The 24,401-nt window shown below is 61.2% G+C and carries 24 protein-coding genes; 8 read left to right on the top strand and 16 right to left on the bottom strand.

Going from position 1 to position 24,401, the window contains the following annotated elements; all coding sequences use genetic code 11:
* Positions 1-30: 30 nt before the first annotated feature.
* Complete coding sequence (locus BHC62_RS17685; protein WP_070995674.1) at positions 31-1,677, bottom strand: GMC family oxidoreductase; 1,647 nt, start codon at positions 1,675-1,677, stop codon at positions 31-33.
* A gap of 130 nt (positions 1,678-1,807) precedes the next feature.
* On the opposite strand from BHC62_RS17685, the gene BHC62_RS17680 reads away from it, so the two are divergent.
* Positions 1,808-2,695: a LysR family transcriptional regulator gene (locus BHC62_RS17680; RefSeq protein ID WP_070995673.1), complete on the top strand. Its 888-nt coding sequence runs from the start codon at positions 1,808-1,810 to the stop codon at positions 2,693-2,695.
* Positions 2,696-2,905: 210 nt separating this feature from the next.
* Here BHC62_RS17680 and BHC62_RS17675 read toward each other — a convergent pair whose 3' ends face one another.
* The 4 genes from BHC62_RS17675 to BHC62_RS17660 all read right to left on the bottom strand — a co-directional run bounded on the left by BHC62_RS17675 (position 2,906) and on the right by BHC62_RS17660 (position 8,238).
* The gene (locus BHC62_RS17675; RefSeq protein ID WP_029296568.1) at positions 2,906-4,765 is read right to left on the bottom strand and encodes a DUF3857 domain-containing transglutaminase family protein; all 1,860 of its coding nucleotides are present in this window, start codon (positions 4,763-4,765) and stop codon (positions 2,906-2,908) included.
* A gap of 150 nt (positions 4,766-4,915) precedes the next feature.
* Entirely contained in the window at positions 4,916-6,013 is a 1,098-nt protein-coding gene (locus tag BHC62_RS17670) for a DNA alkylation repair protein (protein ID WP_070995672.1), read from the bottom strand.
* A gap of 298 nt (positions 6,014-6,311) precedes the next feature.
* Positions 6,312-7,658 (bottom strand): glutamine synthetase family protein, encoded by a 1,347-nt coding sequence (locus BHC62_RS17665; protein WP_070995671.1) that lies wholly within the window; start codon positions 7,656-7,658, stop codon positions 6,312-6,314.
* Between the two features lie 22 nt (positions 7,659-7,680).
* The gene (locus BHC62_RS17660; protein ID WP_029296561.1) at positions 7,681-8,238 is read right to left on the bottom strand and encodes a helix-turn-helix domain-containing protein; all 558 of its coding nucleotides are present in this window, start codon (positions 8,236-8,238) and stop codon (positions 7,681-7,683) included.
* A 153-nt stretch (positions 8,239-8,391) separates the two neighbouring features.
* Between BHC62_RS17660 and BHC62_RS17655 the strand changes: the two genes are divergently transcribed.
* Together BHC62_RS17655 and BHC62_RS17650 are read left to right on the top strand one after the other, a co-directional pair.
* On the top strand, positions 8,392-8,697 hold the full coding sequence (locus BHC62_RS17655) for an RcnB family protein (RefSeq protein ID WP_070995670.1): 306 nt from the start codon (positions 8,392-8,394) through the stop codon (positions 8,695-8,697).
* Positions 8,698-8,869: 172 nt separating this feature from the next.
* Positions 8,870-10,075 (top strand): MFS transporter, encoded by a 1,206-nt coding sequence (locus BHC62_RS17650; protein ID WP_070995669.1) that lies wholly within the window; start codon positions 8,870-8,872, stop codon positions 10,073-10,075.
* A gap of 129 nt (positions 10,076-10,204) precedes the next feature.
* Here the strand turns inward: BHC62_RS17650 and BHC62_RS17645 are convergent, their stop codons facing one another.
* The 3 genes from BHC62_RS17645 to BHC62_RS17635 form a co-directional block, all read right to left on the bottom strand.
* Positions 10,205-10,453 carry a DUF1652 domain-containing protein gene (locus tag BHC62_RS17645; protein ID WP_029296553.1) on the bottom strand — a complete coding sequence of 83 codons (249 nt, stop codon included), beginning with the start codon at positions 10,451-10,453 and terminating at the stop codon, positions 10,205-10,207.
* A gap of 11 nt (positions 10,454-10,464) precedes the next feature.
* A complete protein-coding gene (locus BHC62_RS17640) occupies positions 10,465-10,716 on the bottom strand; it encodes a CsbD family protein (protein WP_029296551.1) in 252 nt (83 codons plus the stop codon).
* 134 nt (positions 10,717-10,850) lie between these two features.
* On the bottom strand, positions 10,851-12,344 hold the full coding sequence (locus BHC62_RS17635; protein ID WP_070995668.1) for a PAS domain S-box protein: 1,494 nt from the start codon (positions 12,342-12,344) through the stop codon (positions 10,851-10,853).
* A gap of 312 nt (positions 12,345-12,656) precedes the next feature.
* Here BHC62_RS17635 and BHC62_RS17630 point away from each other — a divergent pair, with 312 nt between their 5' ends.
* Both BHC62_RS17630 and BHC62_RS17625 read left to right on the top strand, forming a co-directional pair.
* Entirely contained in the window at positions 12,657-13,625 is a 969-nt protein-coding gene (locus tag BHC62_RS17630; protein ID WP_029296548.1) for a hypothetical protein, read from the top strand.
* Between the two features lie 80 nt (positions 13,626-13,705).
* Complete coding sequence (locus tag BHC62_RS17625) at positions 13,706-14,332, top strand: hypothetical protein (RefSeq protein WP_070995667.1); 627 nt, start codon at positions 13,706-13,708, stop codon at positions 14,330-14,332.
* A 40-nt stretch (positions 14,333-14,372) separates the two neighbouring features.
* Here the strand turns inward: BHC62_RS17625 and BHC62_RS17620 are convergent, their stop codons facing one another.
* Together BHC62_RS17620 and BHC62_RS17615 are read right to left on the bottom strand one after the other, a co-directional pair.
* On the bottom strand, positions 14,373-15,542 hold the full coding sequence (locus BHC62_RS17620; protein ID WP_070995666.1) for a hypothetical protein: 1,170 nt from the start codon (positions 15,540-15,542) through the stop codon (positions 14,373-14,375).
* A 14-nt stretch (positions 15,543-15,556) separates the two neighbouring features.
* Entirely contained in the window at positions 15,557-16,444 is an 888-nt protein-coding gene (locus tag BHC62_RS17615) for a nitrilase family protein (RefSeq protein WP_070995665.1), read from the bottom strand.
* A gap of 180 nt (positions 16,445-16,624) precedes the next feature.
* Here BHC62_RS17615 and BHC62_RS17610 point away from each other — a divergent pair, with 180 nt between their 5' ends.
* The 3 genes from BHC62_RS17610 (at position 16,625) to BHC62_RS17600 (ending at position 19,211) form a co-directional block, all read left to right on the top strand.
* Positions 16,625-16,969, top strand: a complete 345-nt coding sequence (locus BHC62_RS17610; protein ID WP_070995664.1) for an FKBP-type peptidyl-prolyl cis-trans isomerase — start codon at positions 16,625-16,627, stop codon at positions 16,967-16,969.
* A gap of 191 nt (positions 16,970-17,160) precedes the next feature.
* The gene (locus BHC62_RS17605) at positions 17,161-18,381 is read left to right on the top strand and encodes a putative DNA modification/repair radical SAM protein (RefSeq protein WP_029296545.1); all 1,221 of its coding nucleotides are present in this window, start codon (positions 17,161-17,163) and stop codon (positions 18,379-18,381) included.
* A complete protein-coding gene (locus BHC62_RS17600) occupies positions 18,378-19,211 on the top strand; it encodes a TIGR03915 family putative DNA repair protein (protein WP_070995663.1) in 834 nt (277 codons plus the stop codon). Before BHC62_RS17605 ends, BHC62_RS17600 begins: the two co-directional genes overlap by 4 nt.
* Positions 19,212-19,381: 170 nt before the next feature.
* Here BHC62_RS17600 and BHC62_RS17595 read toward each other — a convergent pair whose 3' ends face one another.
* From BHC62_RS17595 to BHC62_RS17570, 6 genes are all read right to left on the bottom strand, one after another.
* Complete coding sequence (locus tag BHC62_RS17595) at positions 19,382-19,879, bottom strand: Lrp/AsnC family transcriptional regulator (RefSeq protein ID WP_029296543.1); 498 nt, start codon at positions 19,877-19,879, stop codon at positions 19,382-19,384.
* 14 nt (positions 19,880-19,893) lie between these two features.
* A complete protein-coding gene (locus BHC62_RS17590; RefSeq protein ID WP_254813628.1) occupies positions 19,894-20,736 on the bottom strand; it encodes an ABC transporter ATP-binding protein in 843 nt (280 codons plus the stop codon).
* Between the two features lie 3 nt (positions 20,737-20,739).
* Entirely contained in the window at positions 20,740-21,453 is a 714-nt protein-coding gene (locus BHC62_RS17585) for an ABC transporter permease (protein ID WP_029296541.1), read from the bottom strand.
* Entirely contained in the window at positions 21,450-22,151 is a 702-nt protein-coding gene (locus BHC62_RS17580; protein WP_029296540.1) for an ABC transporter permease, read from the bottom strand. Before BHC62_RS17580 ends, BHC62_RS17585 begins: the two co-directional genes overlap by 4 nt.
* A gap of 156 nt (positions 22,152-22,307) precedes the next feature.
* Positions 22,308-23,087 carry an ABC transporter substrate-binding protein gene (locus BHC62_RS17575; protein ID WP_070995662.1) on the bottom strand — a complete coding sequence of 260 codons (780 nt, stop codon included), beginning with the start codon at positions 23,085-23,087 and terminating at the stop codon, positions 22,308-22,310.
* A gap of 257 nt (positions 23,088-23,344) precedes the next feature.
* A complete protein-coding gene (locus tag BHC62_RS17570; RefSeq protein ID WP_029296538.1) occupies positions 23,345-24,391 on the bottom strand; it encodes an ornithine cyclodeaminase in 1,047 nt (348 codons plus the stop codon).
* Positions 24,392-24,401 lie beyond the last annotated feature (10 nt).

The raw sequence follows: 24,401 nt of genomic DNA, 5'->3' as shown, positions 1-24,401 counted from the left end.
GATTCTCGCGAGCAAGCTCGCTCCTACAGGTCATGCCGGTGTTGTCTGTTCTCGTTGGGGGGTGAGGTTCCTCGTTGAAGGGGACAGGATCAGTTGCGCGGCTTTTTCCGCGATCATCAGCGTGGGTGAGCAGGTGTTGCCGGAGGTGATGCGCGGCATGATCGAGGCGTCGGCGATGCGCAGGCCGGGAACCCCGTGCACACGCAACTGGGCATCGACCACGGCGTCCTTGTCCTGGCCCATGCGGCAGGTGCCCACCGGATGAAAGATCGTGGTGCCGATCCGCGCTGCGGCTTCCTGTAATTGTTCGTCGCTCTGCAACGCTTCACCGGGCAGGTACTCCACCGGGTTGAACGGGCGCAGGGCCTGGGCGCCGACAATCCGCCGGGTCAGGCGGATGGCGTCGGCGGCCACGCGTAAATCTTCTGGATGACTCAGGTAGTTGGGCTGGATCAGCGGCGGCGCAGACGGATCGGCCGAGCGGATATCGATGCGCCCGCGACTCTGCGGGCGCAAGTCACAGACCGATGCGGTAAACGCCGGGAACGCGTGCAGCGGCTCGCCAAAGCGCTCCAGCGATAGCGGCTGCACGTGGTATTCGAGGTTGGCCGAGGTCTGTTCCGGCCCCGAGCGGGCGAAGGCGCCGAGTTGGCTGGGCGCCATGGACAGCGGGCCGCTGCGGTCATACAGGTACTGCAGGCCCATGCCCATCTTGCCCCATACGGAGCCGGCGATCTGGTTCAGGGTGCGGGCGTTTTCCAGCTTGTAGATCAGCCGCAGTTGCAGGTGATCCTGCAGGTTGCCACCGACCCCGGGCAGTTCGTGCAGCACCTCGATGCCCAGTGGCCCAAGGACGCTGGAAGGGCCGATACCGGAGCGTTGCAGAATGCCCGGCGAACCCACGGCGCCGGCACACAGGATGATTTCCTTGTGCGCTTTCCACGTCACCGCTTGCCCCAGTTGGCGGCCCACTACGGCACTGGCACGGCCGTTTTCCAGGAGGACGCGGTCGACTTCGACCCCGGTCAGCACGGTGAGGTTGGCACGCTGGCGGATGGGCTTGAGAAACGCCTTGGCCGCATTCCAGCGCACGCCACCTTTCTGGTTGACCTGGAAGTAGCCACACCCTTCGTTATCACCCTGGTTGAAGTCGTCGATGCTGGCAATCCCGCTCTGCTTGGCGGCTTCGCGGAAGGCGTCGAGGATCGGCCAGTGCAGGCGCTGTTGCTCCACGCGCCACTCGCCGCTGTCGCCATGCAGGGGCGAGGCGCCGGCAAAATGGTTTTCGCTTTGTTTGAACAGTGGCAGCACATCGTCCCAGGCCCAGCCCGGGTTGCCTTCGGCGGCCCAGCCGTCGTAGTCGTTGGCCTGGCCACGCATGTAGATCATGCCGTTGATCGACGAGCAGCCGCCCAGCACCTTGCCCCGTGGATAGCTCAAGGCGCGGCCTTGCAGGCCTTCCTGGGCTTCGGTCTTGAAGCACCAGTCGGTGCGCGGGTTGCCGATGCAGAACAGGTAGCCGACGGGGATATGGATCCAGGGGTAATTGTCGCGGCCACCGGCTTCCAGCAGCAGCACGCGATGGGCGGGGTTGGCGGACAGTCGATTGGCCAGCAGGCAGCCCGCAGGGCCGGCGCCTACTACCACGTAATCGTATTGCGCAGGTGCAATAGTCATCTGGGGTCTCGCTTGTTTTTCTTATTGGCTCCATCCTAGTTGTTAGTTTTCGTCTTAAAAATGTTAGTTTTTACCCAGCTGCTGTGCGTTTTTAAACAGCGCTGTTCTCATGGCCGGGAGGGGAGGCGACATGTTCGACTGGAATGACCTGCGGTATTTTCTGGAGTTGCAGCGCAGCGGGCGCCTGCTCACCGCTGCCCAGCGCCTGAAGACCACCCATGCGACCGTGGCCCGGCATATCGAGGCCATCGAGAAAAGCCTCGGCACCGCGTTGTTTGTGCAGCACGCCCAGGGTTATGAACTGACGCCGTCGGGCGAGGCACTGCTCAAACATGCCGAAGCCATGGAGAACGTTGCGCTGCTGGCCGAAGAAGAACTGACCCACTCCGCCGCGCCCCTGGGCAAGATCCGCCTGGGGGTGGCCGAAGGGCTGGGGGTGATGTTCCTGGCCAGCCGCATGGGCGGCCTGTTCGAGCGTTATCCGGGGCTGGAAGTGGAGTTGGTGGCGGTGCCGCGCTTTGTCAGCATCCTCAACCGCGAGGCCGAGATCAGCATCCACCTGGAGCGGCCCAGCGTCGATCAATTGGTCACGCGCAAACTCACCGACTACCGCCTGGCCCTGTATGCCAGCCGCAGCTACCTGGCGCGCACGCCCGCCATCGAGAAGCGCGAAGACCTGGCTGCCCATGCGTGGATCGACTACGTCGACGACCTGCTGTTCAGTCAGGAGTTGAAGCTGCTCAGCAGTTTTTGTCGCAACCCCAGGGTGGTGTTCCACAGCACCAGTGTGATTGCCCAGCAACAGGCAGCGCGTTCGGGCTTGGGAATTGCGGTGTTGCCGTGCTTCATGGCCGCAGGCGACCCGGACCTGGTGCCGTTATTGCCGGAGGAAAGCATCCAGCGCAGCTACTGGATCAGCTCCCGGCGCGAGTTGCACAAGTCGGTGCGGTTGCGGGTGTTGTGGGATTACGTGGTGGAGTTGTGCGCCAAGGAGCAGGGGCTGCTGTTGGGCGAGTAGCGAAGGGCGCGATGATCAAAATGAGGAGGATGTACAACGCTCAAGCCGGGGGAGCCAATCAGATGTGAGGGTGTACAGAGATCAAATGTGGGAGCTGTCTCGCCCTGCGAGGCTGCGATGGCGGCAGGTCAGTCAACTCAATGCTGGCAATACCTTCGTCATCGCAGCCTCGCAGGGCGAGACAGCTCCCACATGGGACTGTGCGTGGGTTTAGAGTTTTACTGTCTGGTGTACCTGTTCACCACATGCACGAGCATCGTTGATCATCTTTTCAAACGGTGCACTGACGATTTCGTCATGGCCCAACCAGCGCACTTTCTGGGTCAACCGGTAGTGGTAGCGCAAGCCATCCTTGAGCTGTTCGCCATCGAGCTCCAGGTCATACCAAGGCGAGTGGATCTTGCAGCCCTGGACCGGCTTGTCCATCTTCCCGCCGGTCAAGGTGAAGGTGTAGTCGACGGTGTCCGGGTTGCCCAGGTACAGGTCGCCCCGTTGCCCATTGCGGCGGTAGTTGAGCAGGCCGTCCCATTTCTCCTTGAGCGACTGGTCGGTGTAGACGTAGCCTTCATCGAGTTTTTCCAGGGCGCGCAGGTCGGTCATGCTGGCCTTGACCGTGTAGCTATCGGGCTGCACGAACCCAGTGGGTTGGCGGGTCACCTGGCAATCGCTGATCTCGCGGCCGAAGTTGTCGCAGATGTTCTGGTCAGTGGCAGTGGCCCCCTGTTCACGGTCAGCCATGCTCAACTGCATCAGCGTCAGGCGGCTGAAGGTGACGCTGGCGCGGGTCGTGCCGTTGCCCTGTTTGTCGTAATGCACCTGCTTGTCCAGGCGGATGCTGGTGTCAGGGCGCGCCAAGGGGATATGTTCCTCGCGCACCTGGCCCTGCGCATCGTTGACGAGTACCCAGCGATCCTGGATATCGGGCATGGTCTGGCCCGGGGCGAACACCGGGTTGGTCGGGTCCAGCCACCACACCTGGCCGGCCACCTCGGCACGCACGATGGCATGGTTGGGCGCGCCAGTGCCCGGAACCAGCAATGAGTCCACCACATCCCCCCGGCTGACCCAGGCGGTCTCGGCCTTGATCCCGCTGGCCTTGAGCATGGCGGTCAGGAGGATCGCCAGGTCCTTGCAGTCGCCATAACCATGCTGCTCGATCTCCGCCAGGTTAAACGGTACATAGCCGCGATCCGTGGCACGCCAGTCACCCAGGTAACGGTAGTGATCGTTGATGTGCTGCATCAGCCCCGCCACTTGTTGCGCGGGGGCCAGGCCCTTCACCGCGGCCACGGCAGCGGCACTGCCCGCCGGCAGCTTGGCCGCGAGGATCTGGTTGTAGCGCTGGGCAAAGCCACCGAAGTGCTTTTGCACATCAAGGCTGCTGCCCACTTCGATACGCGGGATCAGCCGCATATAGGCATGACCCGATTCGTTGATGTAGTTGAGGTAGCTCGGCGCTTTTTGCTCGATATCCAGGGTCTTGCGATTGACCGAGGGGGTGATGGTGAAGCCGTCCATCAACTCCGCGCGCCACTCGATTGGCCGTTCAGCGGTAAAGCGCGCCTTGAGCCGGTCGCGACGGGCGTTGCTGGGACCAAACTGCAGGGCGTAGTGGAACTCGGTCATCAGCGGCTTGGCCGGGTGATGTTCGCGCACGGTGTAGCGGATCTGTGTGCCGACCCGCAGGTTGGGGAAGGCCAGGGAGGTCTGTTTCACGCGGGAAAAGCCCTGGTCGGGGTTGGGCGCGGTGCGCGTATCGATCTGCGACTCGGCCAGGGCCTGCGGCTTGCCGCCGGGCTGGGTGGACTCGGCGTGCAGCACTTCAAACCCATCGCCTTCGGCGTAGTTGAAGTCGATGCGCGACAGTATTTCCCGGCCGCTGGGCTGGAGGATGGTGTAGCGGTAGGTGGTCGTGCAATCGGTGCTGGCGTCACGGTTGAAGTGGCAGTGCAGCTCGGATTCGTTGGCAAGTGCAGCTTCGGCCATGGGTTGCAACGCGGCATGAGCAGTGTGCGAAACAAGCCCCAGACTGGCGCAAATCAAAGGGCGGTAAAACGAGAAACGGTGCATGGGCGCCTCAGGTGGAACGTTGACACAGATACCCGTGCGGGTACCAAGAGGCGCCAGATGATAATGGATCGCAACTTCAAAAACCAGCATTGTAGGACAATAAATATCGCTGAAAGGCCCGAGATAGAGCCTTTTGTTCGGTAGGAGGGGTCAGCCGATCAGCTCAAATCCGCTGCTCGCCAGGCGCTCGCCGTTCACCAGTACGTGCACCGTATGCTGGCCGGGGTAATGCTTGCGCGTGGTCATGTCGCGGATGTGTTGGCCACGCAGCACGGTGTGTCGTTCACCCGCGCCGAGGGTGAACGCCTTGAGCTTGAACACCTTGGCGGCGCTATGGCCGGCGCTTTTTACATACTCGATGGCGTAGTCCACCACCAGTTTTTGTGGGGCACTGGTCGTGGATTCGAGGGTAAACGACAGATTGATCCGCTCGCCCAGGCGAATCGCCGCTGGCTCGACCTTGAACTGATGGATCTTCACCTCGGCCCGGGCGCCGGCGCCCATGATCGTCAGCGCGCGGGTATTGCCTTGCTTGATCAGGCTGCGCAGGGCGTGGCGGGCGATCCAGGCGGTGTGAGGGTTGTCCAGGGACCAACTCTCGATCACATCCAGCACCCACTCAGGATGGTCCTTGGTGATGTCGTTGAGGTGGTTGGCCACGGACTTGCGCACATACAGGCTGCTGTCGGCCTTGAGGTTGTCCAAGATTGATGCGCACAGGCGTGGGTCGGCCTGCACCTGCGCCAGGCGAAACGACCACGGCAACCTGGGCCGCGAGCCTTCGCTGGCGAGGCGGCGCACGTGTTCATTGTCGTCCAGCGACCACTGTTGCATCACCGCCAGCGTGCGCTGCAAATCCTGGAGCAGAAAAGCCCGCACGGCAAACTCGGCAGAGCCAAAGGTGGTGAAGTACTTGAGCGCCGCCATCGAGCGCTTGAAATCATCCAGGCCGTAGCTGGCCACATAGTGCCCGAGGAACAGGCTGACAAAACCACTGTTCAGGCGCGGGGCCAGGGCATACAGAAGCTTGAGGGTCTGTGCATAGTCCAGGGGGATCACCGCGTGCAGGCTTTCACTGACGCGGGCCATGCGCTGCATCACCGACAACCCGGCAAGGCCCTGGCTGGCGTGCTGGAGAAACCCCTTGGCATCGAACGGCGGGTACACCGCGCTCATCTCATCGGCGATGTGCTGCAGGCGCTGGAGGTTGAAGATTTCCTTGAGGGCAGGGGGGCTTTGGTCGGTCATGGGGAGTCCGCAGGAGAGGGTGGTCATAAGACCTTTGCAAGGTAACAGCTTTGCAGGAGCCGGCTTGAAGCGATAGAACTCCCCTGTGGCGAGCGGGCTTGCCCCGCGCTGGGCTGCGAAGCAGCCCTAAACCCGCCCATCGCAGTTTATCTGAAGAAACACGGCGGGCTTTTTGGGGCTGCTTCGCAGCCCAGCGCGGGGCAAGCCCGCTCGCCACAGGGGAGTTCGTGAGTTTCTGAAAGTTGTGTAGTTACCTATGGCCATCGCTGGCAAGCCAGCTCCTACAAAGGGACGGTCGCTAGAGATACCAGCGATATTCCCGCGCATTGATTTCCTGCTGGAAAGCCAGGTGATCCTGGCGTTTGTTTTCGCAATAGACGTCGACAAACTCCGCGCCCAAGCCTTCGCGCAGGGCCGGTTGTTGCTGCATGGCGCGTACGGCTTCGAGCATTTCCAGGGGGAAGTCGTGGCCGCTGTCGCGGTCCTCGTTCAGTGGTGCGATAGGTTCACGCGCTGCATCCAGGCCATGTTCAAGCCCGACCAGGATCGCCGCCAGCACCAGGTACGGATTGGCGTCGGCACTGGCCAGACGGTGTTCGATTCGCAGGTTGCGCGGGTCGGACTCGGGAATGCGTACGCAGGCATCCCGGTCTTCATAGCCCCAGCAGGCCTTGGTAGCCGCATTGACGGTACCGCCCAGGCGGCGGAAGGCGTTGTGGTTGGGCGAGAAAATCGGCATGCAATGGGGCAGCAGTTCCAGGCAGCCCGCCACTGCGTGACGCAGCGGTTGCTGCTGGTGCGCCGCCAGTAGGTTGTTGCCGGCGGCATCGTACAGGCTGACATGCACATGCATGCCACTGCCGGGATGTTGCAGGTAGGGCTTGGCCATGAAACTGGCGCGATAGCCATGCTTGAGCGCCACGCCACGGGTGCTGCGGCAGAACAGCGCGGCCCAGTCCGCGGCGCGCAGGCCGTCGTCGAGGTGGCCGAAATTGATTTCGAACTGGCCAGGGCCCAACTCGGCAGTGATCACCGTAATGTCGATCCCCTGGGCCTGGGCGGTCTGCACCATGTCATCGAGTACCGGGGCGAAACGCGACAGCCGCTCGATATGCAGGGTCGGTTGGTCGTCGGGGTCGTCGCTCAATGGGTCGCGGGCAAATTGCGGCAGGCCGTCGGCGAGCTTTCTGTCGAACAGGTAGAACTCCAACTCAAACGCCACCACCGGGTGAATGCCCTTGCGGTGCAGGCGTTCCAGGACTTTGGCCAGTACTTCCCGGGGCTCGAATTCGATGGGCGCCTCAGTGCCGTCGGAGGTGATCAGCATCTGCCCCAGGGGCTGCGCCTCCCAGCTCACAGGCTTGAGCGTGCCCGGTACCAGGCGGCGGTTGGCGTCGGGGTCGCCGTCATGGAAGCAATAGTCGCCAATCTTGAACAAACCGCCCTGGGCGCCCAGCAGCACCGCGTTCTGCGGCAGCTTCAGGGGGCTGCCGGCGGCGACTTTTTCCAACATTTCAACCGGGTAGCGCTTGCCGTAGAAACGCCCTGGGATGTCCAGGCAAATCAGGTCGACGTAACGTACATCCGGATGGTTCTGGCGAAAGGTCCGTACTTCGGCCAGTAACGTGGAGGAATGGCTTTTCACGGGTGACGCTCCTTGGTGTGCCTTAGTTGTAGACCCACAGCACGCGGGCCGGCAGGTCGGTCAGGTTGCCGTAGCGGCAGTGGGCAAAACTGGCGAGGTGAAAGCTGTCGCCGGGGCCGAGGGTGACCGCATCGGCTTCGCCCTCGACCCACAGGGTCAGGTGGCCTTCAAGCACGAAACCGGCCTGCTCGGCGCGGTCGCTCATGGTCTGTTCGCCACTGTTGGCGCCGGGTTCGAGCAGACTGTCGAGGATCGAAAACGCCCCTTGCATGCTGGGCGAGACAAGGATGTCGGTGATGCCATTGGCGTAATACACCGTACGCCGCTCGTTGGGGCGCGTGACCCAGGCCACGGCCTTGGGTTTGGACAGGCTGTAGAAATAGGTGGTGGGTACGTCGAGTGCATGGCTGATGGCGGTCAGGTCCGCCACGGTGGGGCGCGACAACCCACGCTCGACCTGGGACAGGAACCCCACGGAACGCTCGATCTTCTGTGCCAGTTGGGCCAGGGTGAGCTTCTTGTATTTGCGCAGGTCGTGAATCAGGATCGCCAGGGCGTCCAGTTCTTCTTGTTTGTCCATGGGAGGTTCGTGAAATTCTTGTCTAAAAATTTCATGAAAAATTACAGGATTAATTTCACCAGCGCAACAGAAGTCCCCTTGTAGGGGCAGGTGAATGATTGCCCAGCCCTGCTGTCGGAATCTGGGTACACATCATTTATTGAAGGAATGCCCATGAAAGCAACGTCCCTGATTGCCAGCCTGCTGGTTGCCGCCAGCCTGTCCGCCACCAGCCTTACCGTGCAGGCCGAGGACAATCCGCAGAAAACCGTGGAGCCTTCAAACATCAATACCCGAGACTTGAAAGTGGGAGACCGTGCGCCGGATATCCTGGTGCGCAAGGAATCGGCCCTTGCGGACTGGAAAAAGCGCGGGCTCAAAGCGCCCCATGACGACAGCCAGTGGGCGCGGGTCAACGACCGTTATGTGCTGGTGAAAATCACCAATGGCACCATCCTCGATATCACGCCTGCCAAATAAGCGATTGTGGGGGGGCGGGCCAATGCCTTCCTCCCCTGGGGTCGAGGTATTTAATAAATCATGCACGGCTGCATAAAAACGGCATTTTTTGCCGCTCGTCCTGAGTTAAGGTAGCTGCGCTTTGCGCCTGTCGTAGCCTGTGCAACGACGACCTTCAGGGAACGAGAGCAGGATGCTGAAAACAATAAAAAACTACCCCCGCAGCGTAAACCTGCTGCTGTCGGCCACGCTGGTACTGACCCTGGCCAAGGCGATCACCTTTCCGTATATGGTGATCTACCTGTCCAGCCACTTCGCCCTGGGTATCAGCGAGGTGGGCCTGGTGATCGGCAGTTCGCTGATCGTCGGATCCCTGCTGAGTGTGTATGGCGGGTTCCTTGTGGACCGGATCAATAGCTACCGGCTGTTGCTGGGGCTGAGCCTGCTGTTCGTCCTGGGGTTTGTCGGCACGCTGCTGGCCCGCGAGCTGTGGCTTTTCTACAGTTGCCTGATCCTGATCAACCTGGCGTACGCGGTGATCGATATCGCGGTCAAGGCCGGCTTTGCCAGCCTGTTACCCCTGGACGCCCGTAGCGAAGTGTTTTCCATCAAGTACACCCTGACCAATATCGGCTATGCGGTAGGGCCGTTCTTGGGCGCGATGGTGGCCAAGGTCGACATGAGCCTGCCGTTTGTCTTGTCGGTGCTGCTGGGGATGGGGTTCTTCCTGCTCTACTGGCGCTGGGGCGACCGCAGCCTGGCGACGGTGGACTCCGCGCAAAAACCGGTGCCGTTCCTCGCGGTGGGCCGGGTATTGCTGCGCGATCATCGCCTGGTGTGCTTTACCCTCGGCGGCCTGCTCAGCGCGGTGGTGTTCGGGCAGTTTACCGCCTACCTGTCGCAGTACCTGGTGACCACCTCGGACGCCGAATACACCTACACCGTAATCAGCGCCATCCTGACCACCAACGCACTGCTGGTGATCGCCCTGCAATACGTGATTGGCCGGCAGATCAGCCACCGTCACCTGAGCCGCTGGCTGCTCCTGGGGCTGGCGATGTTCATGGTGGGGGTGATCGGCTTTGCGCTGTCCACCAGCGTGTGGTGGTGGGTGGTGTCGATGGCGATCTTTACCGTGGGCGAAATCATCGTGTTCCCCGCCGAGTACATGTTTATCGACCGCATCGCCCCGGACCACCTGCGGGGCATGTACTACGGCGCGCAAAACCTCTCCAACCTCGGCGCCGCGCTGGGGCCGGTGTTGTGCGGGCTGGTGCTGGCCAGCCTGCCGGCGCACTACATGTTCTACATGCTGGCCGGGTTTATCGTGGCCGGGGGGCTGTTCTACTTTATCGGGGCGTCGTTGAAGCCGCGCCCTGACATCCCACCCCCTGTGTAAACGACTGCGTCCCTGTGGGAGCGGGCTTGCCCGCGATTGCGGCCTGTCAGTAAATGCATCTTTGACTGAGCCGCCGCTATCGCGGGCAAGCCCGCTCCCACAGGGGATAGTGCCTACAAAGGGGCGGGGTCAGATGGAGATGGCACCGCCCACGGTGTTGCTGTGCAATTCGTAGCGCAATTCTTCGACCATCGTCGCGACGTCCTGCGGGGTCTTGAGCTTGTTCACGCTGATCCCGGTGACCACCAGGTCCACGCGCCCACTCTCGGCATCAAATACCTTCAACGTCAGTGACGAATCGCGGCACAGGGTGAACTCGCAAGTCAGCGGCAACAAGGCTTCTTCGATGCAGTTACGCAGTTGGGACAAGGTAAACATGCCGGCCCCCATTAACGACGACGCAGCAACAGGCCCAGGACCAGACCCACGCCCGCGACGATTGCCACGGTGGCCAGCGGCTTGCGTTGGGCGAAGTCACCGACATTGTCCAGCACATCGCCATAGGTCTGTTGCAGTTGGCCGGCCGCCTGGCGCGCTACGCCCTGGGCCTGGAGTTGTTCGTCATCGGTCATGTCGCCAAGAAAGTCCTGGGCCTTGCCGACGGCCTTTTCCACGCGGCCTTTGATTTGTTCACTTTTCATGATGTCTCCTTCAAGGGCAACAATCGCCATGGCACAGAGCGTCAAACCCTGTGGCTACCCTTCAAGGTTATGCAGCCCATCCCCTCGCAATAAGGCGAATTTGCACTGGTAGGGCTAGTGCATTTGCACTTGGTTCATGGTTTTTTTACCCGTCGCTCGCCGGCAAACAGCCCTCGTTCCCGCGCCCATACAATCGCGGCGCTGCGGCTGTGTACGTTGAGCTTGGAGTACACCGTTGCCACATGATTGCGCACGGTATTGGGCGCCAGCTTCAGGCGCGAGGCGATTTCCTTGTCGGCCAGGCCTTCACAGATCAACCCCAGGACATCCCGCTCACGGGCGGTCAGGTCGGTGAAGGCGATGTTCGGCTGGTTGGGGCTGTTGACGCTCTTGGCGTTGGCCAGTTTTTCGATCAGCGTCTGGCTGAACCAGGACGCGTCCTTCATCACTTCCTCGATGGCCGACACCAACTCCAACTCCGAGCGTTTGCGCTCGGTGATGTTCATCATCACCAGCAGGTAACAGGCGGTGTCCTGGATGGTTACGGTGTCGGCCGACACCACGCAGTCAATCACCTCATGGCCTTTCTTGCGGATCTTCAGGTCCTGGCCTTCGAGGTTGCCGGCCTTTTCCAGGGTGGCGAACAACTGCGTGCAGGCCTCGCTGCTGTCGATAAAGTTGATATCGCTGATGGATTTGCCGATCAACTCTTCGCTGGTGTAGCCGGTGATGGTCATGAACGCATCGTTGACGTCCACCACCTGCTGATTGCCCGCATCGCAAACCAGGGTTGGCACCGGCGTCAGGCGGAACGACTTGGCAAACCGCTCCTCGCTCTGGCGCAGGGCGGTTTCGGCCTTGCGCCGGGGCTCCAGATCGGTGAAGGAAAACAGCATGCATTCCTCATCGTTCATATCCAGCGGCTGGCCGGCGACAATCACCAGCTTGCTGCCGCCTTCGGGCAGCTTCAGCTCGGCTTGCATCTGCGGGATGGTCGCGCCTTCGCCCAGGCGCTGGATCGCCAACTCCTTGCGCTCGGCCTGTTCCAGCACGTCCAGTTCGTACACCGAACGGCCGATGACCTGGTCGCGGTTGTAGCCGGTCATTTCGAGGAAGCCCTGGTTGACCTTGATATAGCGCAAATCACTCAAGCGGCAGATCACCGCCGGCGCCGGGTTGGCGTTGAAGGTCTTTTCAAAACGCTGCTCGGCGCTGGCCCATTCGGTGGCATCGCTGAGGATCAGCACCAGCAGTTCCGGCTTGCCGGCGCTGTCGGTGAGCGCCAGGCTGCGCAGGCGATGGACCCAGGTGCGGTCGGGGTCGGCAGTGGGCGTGACTTCCACTACCACATCGCTGAACTCTTCGCCGTTGGCCACTCGGCTCAGTGGATAGGCTTCCAAGGGCAGCGGGTGGTTGTTGCGGTAGCGCAGGGCAAAACGCTCGGCGTATTCAGCGGTATTGGCGCCAAGCCCGGCAATATCGTCCAGGCCATGCATGGTCAGCGCAGCATCGTTGGCCCACAGAATGCTCTGGTCGAGTTCGGCGAGAATCACCCCGTCGGACAGGCCGGAAATGATCTGCTGCAATTGGCGGCGATTGGTTTCTTGGGCGAGGACGGCCTGGCTCATGCTTTCTCCAAAATGGGTAGATAAGGACAACCGTGTCTCTTGTAGGAGCGAGCTTGCTCGCGAAGGTCTCCAACGGTAACGCGCGCGCCCTGGAAGAACGCGGCGCCCTCAGGTTCTTCGCGAGCAAGCTCGCTCTTACAAAACAGGGCGTGTCTGGCACATGTGGGGTACGACAACAGAGCCTGAGCATAGTGCAGAGCCAATCACCCTGGCGGGGTGCGAATGCACCAGCCGTCCTAGTGCATTTGTGCCGAGACCGTAGCCACCGGTCTGGACACACTGAAGGCCTACTCATTTGTCCAAGGAACGATCATGACCACTCTTTATGAAACCAACCGCTCGCCGTTTCGCGTGTCCTGGGGCTCAGTCCTGGCCGGTAGTGCAATTGCCCTGGTGACCTACCTGGTGCTGAGCGTACTGGGCACTGCCATCGGCGCCAGTGCGGTCGACCCAATGGCGGCCGGCAACCCGCTGAGCGGTTTTGGCACCGGCGCCGGGATCTGGCTGTTTGTCTCTACCTTGCTGGCGATTGGCGTAGGCGCCTTTGTCGCCGGACGTACCGCTCCGGATCGTGGAGGTTTGCATGGTGTCCTGAGCTGGACCATCACCACCTTGCTCACCACCTGGCTGCTGGCGGCATTGGCCACCAGCGTGGTGGGCGCCGCAGGCAATGTGGTGGGCAAAGGCCTGTCGGTGGCCGGCAGCGGGATTGCGGCGGTAGCCCCCGGCATCAGCGATAGCGTCAAGCAGCAGTTGAACGAGAAGGGTATCAGCCTGGATTGGGACAGCCTGCAGGGCGAGCTCGACACCTTGCTCAAGCAAAGCGGCAAGGCAGAACTGGATCCCGCCAATGTCGAGCAAAAAGCGGACCAGGCAGCGGCAGACGGCCAGCAAGCAGCCACTGATGCAGCCACCCATCCAGCCCAGGCGGCGGCCGAACTCAAGCAGTGGTTCGAACGCGTCAAAGCCTCCGGTGAACCTGCGTTGAACGCGGCAGACAAAGAGGCGCTGGTCAACATCGTCGCCGCCCGCACCGGCAAGAGCCAGGCCGAGGCCAGCCAGATTGTCGAGAACTATGCCCAGGCCTACCAACAGGCTGTGCAGAAAGTCCAAGAGCTGAAGGCCCAAGCTGAACAACAGGCCCGTGAAGCGGGTGAAGTGGCGGCCAAGCAACTGTCCCGCGCGGCGTGGAGCACCTTGTTGATGCTGGTACTGGGCGCGGCATTGAGCTTTGGCATCGGTCGCCTGGCCATTTCGACCCGCAAAGTGCCATTGGCTTGATCAAGGCCAATTGATGTCATGACCACAACACCTTGCGTGAGCGCGTAAACTGTCGGCTTTTTTCGCGCTCACGCAAAGGTATGCTTTTGACCCCGGTAAAAACCACAGCCCTCCTGCTCTTCACCACCTTATTGGCGGCGTGCGGTACCTCACCGCCGCGCTCCCCCGATGACCTCTGCGCCATCTTCCGCGAGAAGGACGACTGGTACGACGCGGCCAAAGTCACCCAGAAACGCTGGGGTGTGCCGATCCAGATACCGTTCGCCATCATGTACCAGGAATCGGGCTTCCGGCAGAACGCCAAGACCCCGCGCAAATACCTGTTGTGGATCATCCCCTGGGGCCGCGTGAGCACCGCCGCCGGCTATGCCCAGGCCAAGGATGAAGTGTGGGGCGACTACCAGAAAAGCACCGGCCGCAACTGGGCCAGCCGCCAGGACTTCGACGATGCCATCGACTTTGTCGGCTGGTACATGGACAAGACCGCCACCATCAACGGCGTGTACAAATACGACGCCTACGGCCAGTACCTGAACTACCACGAAGGCTGGGGCGGCTACCGCAACCGCACCTATGCCAGCAAGGCCTGGTTGTTGCCGGTTGCCGGCAAGGTCAAGGCCCGTTCCGATCTATATGCGCGCCAGTATGCGGGGTGCAAGGCGGATCTGGAGCGGGGGTTCTGGGGGCGGTTTTGGCGGTGGTTGTAATGTGTGGAGTGGGTAAGGCCCGGGAGCCGTACCCGCTCGTTTACGCGACCAGTCTTCCCACCAGGGGCACGATCAGCAAGGTGCTCAGTGCCATCGAAAGCACATTGCCAATGTACGGATGAAAGTGGGGCGCAAGTCGTCCCGCAATGGCACAGGCCAGGGGCGGCGCAACCAATGCGCCAAGCAACGCACTTGAACCGACCACCATCCAGCTCCCGCCATGGGTCAACACCGCCGCCGGCACCACCGATACCAACGGCACATAGGTGGGATACCAACCGCGCTTGATCCACTGACTGCGCCAGATCAGCACGCCCAATGCCGATGTCAGCGCCTGGGCGCCTACCAGTTGCAGCACCAGCCCCGAGCCATAGGCAGCGCTCACGGGATTCAAGGCATACGCCAGCAGGACTCCCGCCAGCAGGCCGAGGCTGGCCCACTCATTGCCAAAGAACGGCGCTTCGGAAAAGTCCGCCAAGACCCTGCGCAAGCTCCAGGCCAGGCCATAGGATGGTGGTTTGGGCGCAAGCGGTTTGTCTGGAGCGAGATAGTCGGAACGCACAAGAATCGGTACGCGACGACACACGACAAAGGCAATCACGCTGCCCGCCGCCATGCCCAGCACGTTGCCAATCACCGCCGGCAAATCCAGCGGTACACAGACAAAATTGACGATCAGCAAGCACATCGGCGTGACCAGCAGCGCGCCCAACAACGCACCGTTGAGGGTGACCTTCCAGCCGCCACCAAACATCAGCACCATCGCTGCGGGCAGTGAAACAAACGCGGCGAAGGTGGGCTGCCAGGTCTCGGCAGTGACCGTCCACCCCCATAGCAGGTTGCTCAGCAACAGGCCCAGCAGGGAACTGGTCACCAGCCACGGCCACAGTCCACTGCCGTAGCAAATCGCAAAGCCTTGCCAGCGCTTGCCGGTGCGGCTGGCCCACCAGGCCAGGTACGCGCCCACCAGCAACCCGAGGGAGGCCAGTTCATGCTTGTAGAAGGCCACCTCGCTGATATCCCCCAATACCCAGCGCAGCCAGGCCATTGGCTCGGGAAAACTGGCCACCATATCGCCGTAACTGGGCCAGGAGCCTTGATGCGTGAATGCCGTCCAGAGGATCAACAAAGCGCTGGTGAGTACCAAGGCGATGATCGTCTTATCGACCCGCGACCGCCCGGTTCCGGGCTTCATGAACAGATTTTCCATGACCTGCCCTCCCTTCAGCGTGGCAGGGCGGGATGTTGGGAGTACCCGAGCATCTGATCGTAAAGATCGTTGCGTCGGTCACGTTGCAGGTCGTTGAGGCTGTTCCAGATCGGCGCACTGCGGGCACTGGTCAGGTCGATATCGGCGAACAGGATTTCCTGGCGGTCGGCCGACGCCACTTTGCCGATAGGCCAGCCATTGGTCCCGGCAATCAGCGAGCACCCCAGGTAACGCGCATCGCGCTCCTCACCGATGCGGCTGGCGGCAGCGATAAACACATTATTGACGTGGGCGGCAGTCATGGTCAGGTATGACGCCATGCATTTGCCGGCCTCGTCGAACAGCGGAGGCGGGGTCCACACCCAGTTGTTGAGGCTGCAAATGATATCGGCGCCTTGCTGGCTGAGCAGACGTGGTACTTCCGGGAACCAGATGTCCCAGCAGATCAACAGGCCAATCCGCCCGATAGGCGTTTCAAACACCGGAAAGCCCAGGTTGCCAGGGGTGAACCAGAGCTTCTCCAGGTTCCATAAATGGGCCTTGCGGTACTTGCCGATCAACCCATCCGGCCCCAGCAGTACGGCGGTATTGAACAACTGCCGGCCATCGATCTCGTTGAGGCCCGCCACCAGATACACCTGATGCGTGGCGGCAAACGTCATCCAGGCCCGCACACTGGCCCCGCCGGGAACAACCTCGGCATGCTCGAATGCATCCTGACGGCTGTTGAAAAAGTAGCCGCAGTTCGACAACTCGGGCAACACGATCAGGTTAGCCCCTCCGTTGACAGCCTCGGCGGCCAACGCCAGGCTGCGGCGCAGATTGCTTTCGCGATTCTCCAGGCCGACCTGGGGATCGAACTGCACGACAGCGATACGGACAGGGCTTGTTGGTTCGCTCATTGGGATGACCTCTTATTTTTATGCAACCGGGGTGGTTGGTTTTTTATAAGAGGGGAAAAAACGGACGGGGTTAAGTCAGGTGCTTCTGGCTGTGGTGTAGTCTGGATCCTTTACAGAGCACTTGCCAAAGCCCCTGGATTCTGGGAAAAAGCCGGCCAGTGTGAACCCTACGAGACCCCCATGAGTAACGACGAACTGCAAATCACCGACATCCGCCAAGGCGACGGTAAAACCGTGGTCAAGGGTGCACTCATTACCACCCAATACACCGGCACCCTGGAAGACGGTACGGTGTTTGACTCGTCCTGGGAGCGGGGCAAGCCCTTTCAGTGTGTGATTGGAACAGGGCGTGTGATCAAGGGATGGGACCAGGGCCTGATCGGGATGAAGGTCGGCGGGCTGCGCAAGCTGTTTGTGCCGGCGCATCTGGCCTATGGCGAGCGAACGATGGGCAAGCATATCCAACCCCATAGCAACCTGCATTTCGAGATTGAGTTGCTGGAAGTGCTGACACGCGACGATTGAAGACCTGACACCGAGCCCCTGCAGGAACCGGCTTGCCGGCGATGGCGTTCCAAGGTACGCCGCACGTCTGCGGGCCTTGTCGCCGACAAGCTGGCTCCTACAGTGATTTGTTCTACCGTTCGCCTATCTGTCCTTGAATAGCACGCGTCGCTGCTGATACTGTACAAAAATACAGTATCCGGTAGCCCGCCATGCAGTTGATCGAAAAACTCAGCATCCTCGCCGATGCCGCCAAGTACGACGCGTCCTGCGCCAGCAGCGGGGCGCCCAAGCGCAGTTCCGAGGGCAAGGCCGGGCTGGGGTCGAGCGATGGCATGGGCATTTGCCACAGCTACACGCCCGATGGGCGCTGTGTGTCGTTGCTCAAGGTGTTGCTGACCAATTTCTGCCTTTACGACTGCCAATACTGTGTCAACCGCCGCTCCAGCGATGTGCCCCGTGCACGCTTCAACCCGGAGGAGGTGGTGAGCCTGACCCTGGACTTCTACCGGCGCAATTGCGTCAGTGGCTTGTTTCTCAGCTCGGGGATCATCCGTTCGGCGGACTACACCATGGAGCAGTTGGTACGGGTCGCCAAGCTGTTGCGCGAGGAGCATGACTTTCGCGGTTACATCCACCTCAAGACCATTCCCGAAGCCGATCCTGCATTGATCGCCGAGGCCGGGCGTTATGCCGATCGCTTGAGTGTGAACATTGAGCTGCCCACCGATAAGAGCCTGCAGATCCTCGCGCCAGAGAAGCAGATCGGCTCGATCAAGCAGGCGATGCAGACGATTTTCACCGGCGAGCAAACCGTGCTCAACGAGCCCCGTTCACCGCGTTTTGCGCCGGCGGGGCAGAGCACGCAGATGATTGTCGGTGCCGATGACACGGATGACAGCACCATCCTCCACGGTGCCGAAGCGTTGTATGGCAACTTCAAGTTGCGCCGGGTCTATTACTCGGCGTTCAGCCCGATCCCCAATAGCCCGAAAAGCGTGCCCCTGGCGGCGCCGCCGTTGATGCGCGAGCACCGGTTGTATCAAGCGGATTTCCTGCTGCGCAGTTATGGCTTTCGCGCCAATGAACTGTTCGCCGGGCCGGGGGATCTGGCGCTGGATATCGACCCCAAACTGGCCTGGGCCCTGGAGCATCGTGAGGTGTTCCCGCTGGACCTGAACCGTGCCGAGGCGACGTTGATCGCACGGATCCCGGGGATTGGCCTGCGCACCACCGAGCGTCTGGTAGAACTGCGCCGGCAGCGCAAGATCCGCTTTGAGGACCTGGCGCGCATGCGCTGCGTGTTGACCAAGGCCAAGCCGTTTTTCATCACCAGCGACTACCATCCCCAGCAGGCGGAAAGCACCAGTGTGCTGCTGCGCGAGCAACTGCGCGACCGCCCGCAACCGCAACAGATGGGGTTGTGGGGATGATCAGCCTGGAATGCGACAACCTGTTCAGTACCTGGCGCGAGCAGGCGCGCTGGCTGCTCAGCCATCAGATCGACCCCAGCCATGTCAGTTGGGGCGAAGTGGAAGTGGCGGATCTGTTCGCCACCGACGAGCATTACCCCGCGCACAATGGCCCGTTCCAGGCGCGTATACCCAAGGCGCTGCTGGAGTTGCTGGAAAGCGCAGCCTGTTACCACGGCGAACAACGCTGGAGCCTGCTGTATGAAGTGCTGTGGCGTGTCAGCCATGGTGACCGCACGGCAATGATGGCCGGGGATCAACTGGGCAGTGAGCTGCAGCGGCGGATCAAGCAGGTGCGTCGCGAAGCGCATCATCTGCACGCGTTTGTACGTTTTATCGCCCTGCCGGCAGCGGCGGGCCCGCAGTTGCCGGAGTACGTGGCGTGGCACGAGCCGGCCCACGACATTTTGCACAGTGCCAGCCAGCACTTTGTCGGGCGCATGGGCCGCCATCGCTGGATGATCGCCACGCCCCTGGATGGGGTGTATTACGACGGTGAGCAGTTGATCCATCAACGCCAGTGCCCGGAGCAATGGCAGCAGTTGGCGCAGAATGTCGAGGATCCACACAGTGCCATGTGGCTGACCTACTACAGCCATATCTTCAACCCGGCACGGTTGAATCCCAAAGTCATGGAAGGGCATCTGCCGAGCCGGTTCTGGAAGAATCTGCCGGAGGGCAAGTTGATACCGGGGTTGATCAGCGAGGCACGAACGGGGAAGCAGCGGGATGGGCAGGCGAAGCTGATCGGTGAGCGCCCCGGCAAGCGGATTTCAAGCGGGCCTGGTTAGAACCTGTAGGCGCTGGCTTGTGTGGGAGCTGGCTTGCCTGCGATGCAGACGCCTCGGTCTATCCAGTTGTACCGAGGTGATGCTATCGCAGGCAAGCCAGCTCCCACACAAGCCAGCTCCTCACACAAGCCAGCTTGCACATTGGATCTTCATCGCGATAGGGGATGGCGTCAGGCCAACTCAGTCGCAGTGTTTTTCACCACCGCCAACTCCGGATGGGCCACCAATTTATCAATGTGCAGCTCATCATTGTTCAACCAGGTTTCCGTCAGCACGCGGTAGTGCTCCATGTCCCGGCAGCGCATGCGCAGGCTGTAGTCGAAGGGGCCGCTGATCAGTTGGCATTCGAACACTTGCGGGCAGGCCTTGACGCAGGCTTCGAAGGCCTTTTGCGCCGAGCGCCCGCTCTGGTTGGACAGGGCCACCAGCACCAGCAACGACAACCCCGGCGAGACCATCTGCACATCGATGATCGCGCCATAGCCGCGTATCACCCCGCGCCGCTCCAGCTTGCGCACCCGTTCCAGGCAGGGCCTGGGGGTCAGGTGCACCAGCGAAGACAGCTTCTCGTAGGTGATGCGCCCCTGATGGCGCAATACATCGATGATGGCTTCATCAATGCGATCCAGCGCAGGGGAGGAATGGGGTCCGTTGGCCTTGGTATCCATGGTCGATTCTGTATTCACTTCAAGCGGTTGGAGAGAAATTGCTGCAAACGTTCGCTCTTGGGATGGTCGAGAATCTCGGCGTTGCCTTGTTCTTCGACACGGCCCTGGTGCAGGAACAGCACCTGGCTGGACACCTGCCGGGCAAAGCCCATTTCGTGGGTGACCATGAGCATGGTACGACCTTCCTCGGCCAACGTCTGTATGACTTTGAGGACTTCCCCTACAAGCTCTGGATCCAGCGCCGAGGTCGGTTCGTCGAACAGGATAATCTCCGGCTCCATGGCCAGCGCCCGGGCGATGGCCACCCGCTGTTGCTGGCCACCGGAAAGAAACGCTGGGTATTGATCCGCGACCCGGCTTGGCAGGCCAACTTTATCCAGGTACATCCGCGCGCGTTTTTCCGCTTCGGCGGCGCTCACGCCCAACACCCGGCGCGGTGCCATGCAGATGTTCTCCAGCACGGTCATGTGGCTCCACAGGTTGAAATGCTGGAACACCATGGCCAGGCGCGTGCGCAGGTTCTGCAGCTGCGCCTGGTGCGGCGCCTGCACGCCGGCGCGGCCCTGGCGCATTTCAATGCTGATGCCATCCAGGGTAATCACCCCGGCGTCGGGTTGTTCCAGGAAATTGATGCAGCGCAGCATTGTGCTCTTGCCGGAGCCGCTGGCGCCGATCAGGCTGATCACGTCGCCCTTGCTGGCGTTAAGGGAAACGCCCTTGAGCACTTCATGCTCGCCGTAGCTTTTGTGCAGGTCTTCGACCTTGAGCTTGACGCTGGCACTGGCAGCAACAGCAGTCGGGCGGGAGGTGGCAAGATCAGCAGGATGGGCGGCCAGGGCCTGTGCGGACTGGTTCATGGGTTAGCCTCGGGTCGGGACAAGAAAGCGCATCCAGCGTCGTTCGGCCAGTCGGAACAGGCCCACCAATGCAAAGGACAGCAGCATGTACAGCAGCGCGGCAATGCCGAAGGCCTGGAACGTAAGGAACGTTTCGGCGTTGGCGTCGCGGGCCACCTTGAGGATGTCGGCGATGGTTGCGGTAAACGCCAGGGACGTGGCGTGCAGCATCAGGATCATTTCGTTGCTGTAGGCCGGCAACGCGCGGCGCAGCGCGGCGGGGATCACCACGAACAGGTTCATCCGCCAGCCGTGTAAACCATAGGCCCGCGCTGCTTCAATTTCGCCATGGGGAATATTGCGAATGGCCCCCGCGAAGATTTCCACGGTGTAGGCACAGGTGTTGAGCACAAAGGCCAGCAGGGTGCAGTTCAACGCATCGCGGAAAAACTGATTGAGCAGGGCGGTGTCTTGCACCACTTGCAGGCTGTACAGGCCGGTGTAGCAAATCAGCAACTGGATATACAGCGGCGTGCCACGAAACAGGTAGGTGTACACCTCCACCGGCCAGCGTAGCCAGAAGTGCTCGCTGACGCGGGCAATTGCCAGCGGGATCGACAGGACAAACCCGAGGATCACCGACACGATAAACAGCCACAAGGTCATGGCCACTCCGGAAAAGCCCGAGCCATCGGTCCACAGGTACGCCAGGCCATATTGCTGGATCAGTTCAATCATCGCGCGACCCCCTTGATGCCGACGTTGTAGCGCCGTTCCAGGCGTTTGAAGATGCGGTTGGAGAGGGTGGTGATCAACAGGTACACCAGGCCCGCGAGGATCAGGAAATACAGCGGGTCATTGGTGGTCTTGCCGGCGTTCTGCGCGGCCTTGACCAGGTCTGCCAGGCCGATGATCGACACCAGCGCCGTGGACTTGAGCAGCACCAGCCAGTTATTGCCCAACCCCGGCAGCGCAAAGCGCATCAATTGCGGGAACATCACCAACACAAAGCGCTGCCAGCGACTCAAGCCGTAGGCGGTCGCCGCTTCCAGTTGGCCCACGGGCACACTGAGCATCGCGCCGCGAAAGTTTTCGGTGAAATACGCGCCGTAGATAAAGCCCAGGGTGATGACGCCTGCGGTGAATGGATCGATTTCGAAGTAATTCCAGCCGAGCATTTCGGTCAGGTCATTGAGCCACAGTTGCAGGCTGTAGAAGATCAGCAGGATCAGCACCAGGTCCGGCACACTGCGGATCAAAGTGGTGTAGAGCGTGGCCGGGATGCGCAATAGCTTATGGCTGGACAGCTTGGCACCGGCGGCGACCAGGCCCAGGGTCAGGCTCAGGACCAGCGCGAGGAACGCCAGCTTGATGGTCATCCAGGCACCCTGGGCCAACAGCGGGCCGAAGCCTTGCAGGTTGAGGAGTTCATTCATGGGGGGAGATCTCGATGGGCACGGTGTCCCTTTTGTAGGAGCGAGCTTGCTCGCGAAGAACTCAAGGGCACCGCGTTTAATCTGGCTTTACGCGTTATCGTTGACGTTTTTCGCGAGCAAGCTCGCTCCTACAGGGGGAGAGGCTATCTGCTGACGTTATTCGTGGTAGATGTCTTCGTCACCGAAGTACTTCTTCTGGATCAGCGCGTAGGTGCCATCAGCCTGGATGGCCGCGATACCCTTGTTGATCAGCGCCCGCAACTCCTGGTCGTTCTTGCGCAGGCCCATGGCAATGTCCAGGGGCAAGGTCGGGTCCTTGAAGGCTGGGCCGGACTGGTAGTCGGCACCTTCAGGCTTGGACAGGAAGTTGAGCTGGGCTTCGAGCTTGTCGGTCAACGTCGCGTCGAGGCGGCCGTTTTGCAGGTCGGCGTAGTTCTGGTCCTGGGACTGATACGCCTTGACCTGCGCGCCGAGCTTGGCCAAATGCGCACGGGCGTAGGCTTCCTGCAGCGAACCCTGGAGCACGCCGACCTGTTTGCCTTTGAGCGATTCCGGGGTGTCGCCGAAGCCAGCGCCCTTGCGGGTAATCACCGAGGTGGGACTGAGGAACAGGCGGTCGCTGAAGTCGATCTGTTTTTGCCGGGCCGGGGTCACGGCCATGGAGGACATGATGGCGTCGAACTTGCGCGCACGCAGCGCCGGGATCATGCCGTCGAACTCGTTGTTGACCCAGGTGCATTTGACTTCGAGCTTGGCACAGATGGCGTTGCCCAATTCAATGTCGAAACCTTGCAGGCTGCCATCGGCGGCCACGGATTCAAAGGGTGGGTACTCGGGGAACACGCCGAAACGGATTTCTTTCCATTCCTGGGCCTGGACGGCGGTGGCGCACAAAGGCAGGAGCAGCGCGGCGATGAGTGATCGGAGCGGAGTCATGGTGTTTTCCCTATATTTTGTAATTGATGTCAGGGCAGTAGAAAGGGTGCGGCATGCATTCATTTGCTGACTCTTTGGTCGCGCTCAGAATGCTTCATGGTGGTGCGTTTTTTGTGTCGTTTACCTAGGCGTTGGCACGCGGAATACGCTGTTAAAACTCCGGTTGCAGCAGAATCGGCTGCAACACCCTGCATATCGGCTTTTCAAACCCGGCTCCGGGGCCCGCCGCTCGCGCAAAGCAGCAGGCCAGAGCGGTTTCAGGCGCGCTTTTTGTGCTGTGCGGCCGGTTGTTGGGCCAGGCGGGCGAACAGGTCCTTGGGGTCGGCCAGGTCCGGTACCAACTCCAACTCGCTGCCCACGTCCAGGGCCTTGGCCACATCCAGTACATAGCGCAGGGCCGAGTAGTCTTCGAGGGCAAAACCCACGGAGTCGAACAGGGTGACCTGGCGCGGGTTTTCCCGGCCCGGCTTCTGACCGTTGATCACCTGCCACAGCTCGGTGACCGGCGAGTCCTCGGGCATATGCTGGATTTCGCCCTCGATACGGCTTTGTGGTTCGTACTCCACGATCACCCGGGCGCGCTCGACGATACGGCGGTCAAGTTCGGTCTTGCCAGGGCAGTCGCCGCCCACGGCGTTGAGGTGCATGCCGGGCTCGATCATCTCGTCGGTAAGGATCGTGGCGTAGGCCTTGTCGGCGGTTACGGTGGTGACGATATCGGCGCCTTTGACCGCTTCGGCAACGCTACCGGCCAGGGTCACCTTGATGGCCGGGAAGGCCTTGAGGTTGTTCGCCAGCTTGTGCATGGCCTGGGTATCGATATCGAACAGGCGAATTTCGTTGATGCCCAGCAGCGCATGGAAGGCCAGGGCCTGGAATTCACTTTGCGAACCGTTGCCGATCAGCGCCATGCTGCGGCTGTTGTCGCGGGCCAGGTAGCGGGCGACCAGGGCCGAAGTCGCGGCAGTGCGGATCGCGGTGGTCAGGGTCATCTCGCTGAGCAGCACCGGCTTGCCGGTGTCCACATCCCCCAGGGCGCCGAACGCCATGACGGTGAGCATGCCGCTCTGGGTGTTTTTCGGGTGGCCGTTGACGTATTTGAAGGCATACAGCGAAGCATCCGAGACCGGCATCAGCTCGATCACGCCCTCGGGCGAGTGGTTGGCCAGGCGTGCGCATTTCTCAAAGTCGTTCCAGCGCAGGTAGTCGGCGCGGATGTACTCGGCCATCTCGGTGATGCAGGTTTGCAGGCCTTTTTGCGATACCAGGTAGCTGAGGTCGTTGACGTCGATATAACGGGTCATGGAAAAACTC

Origin of the sequence: Pseudomonas sp. 06C 126, from assembly GCF_001855215.1 — a bacterium.
Classification (GTDB): domain Bacteria; phylum Pseudomonadota; class Gammaproteobacteria; order Pseudomonadales; family Pseudomonadaceae; genus Aquipseudomonas; species Aquipseudomonas proteolytica.
This window is presented reverse-complemented; position numbering and strand designations above follow the sequence as displayed.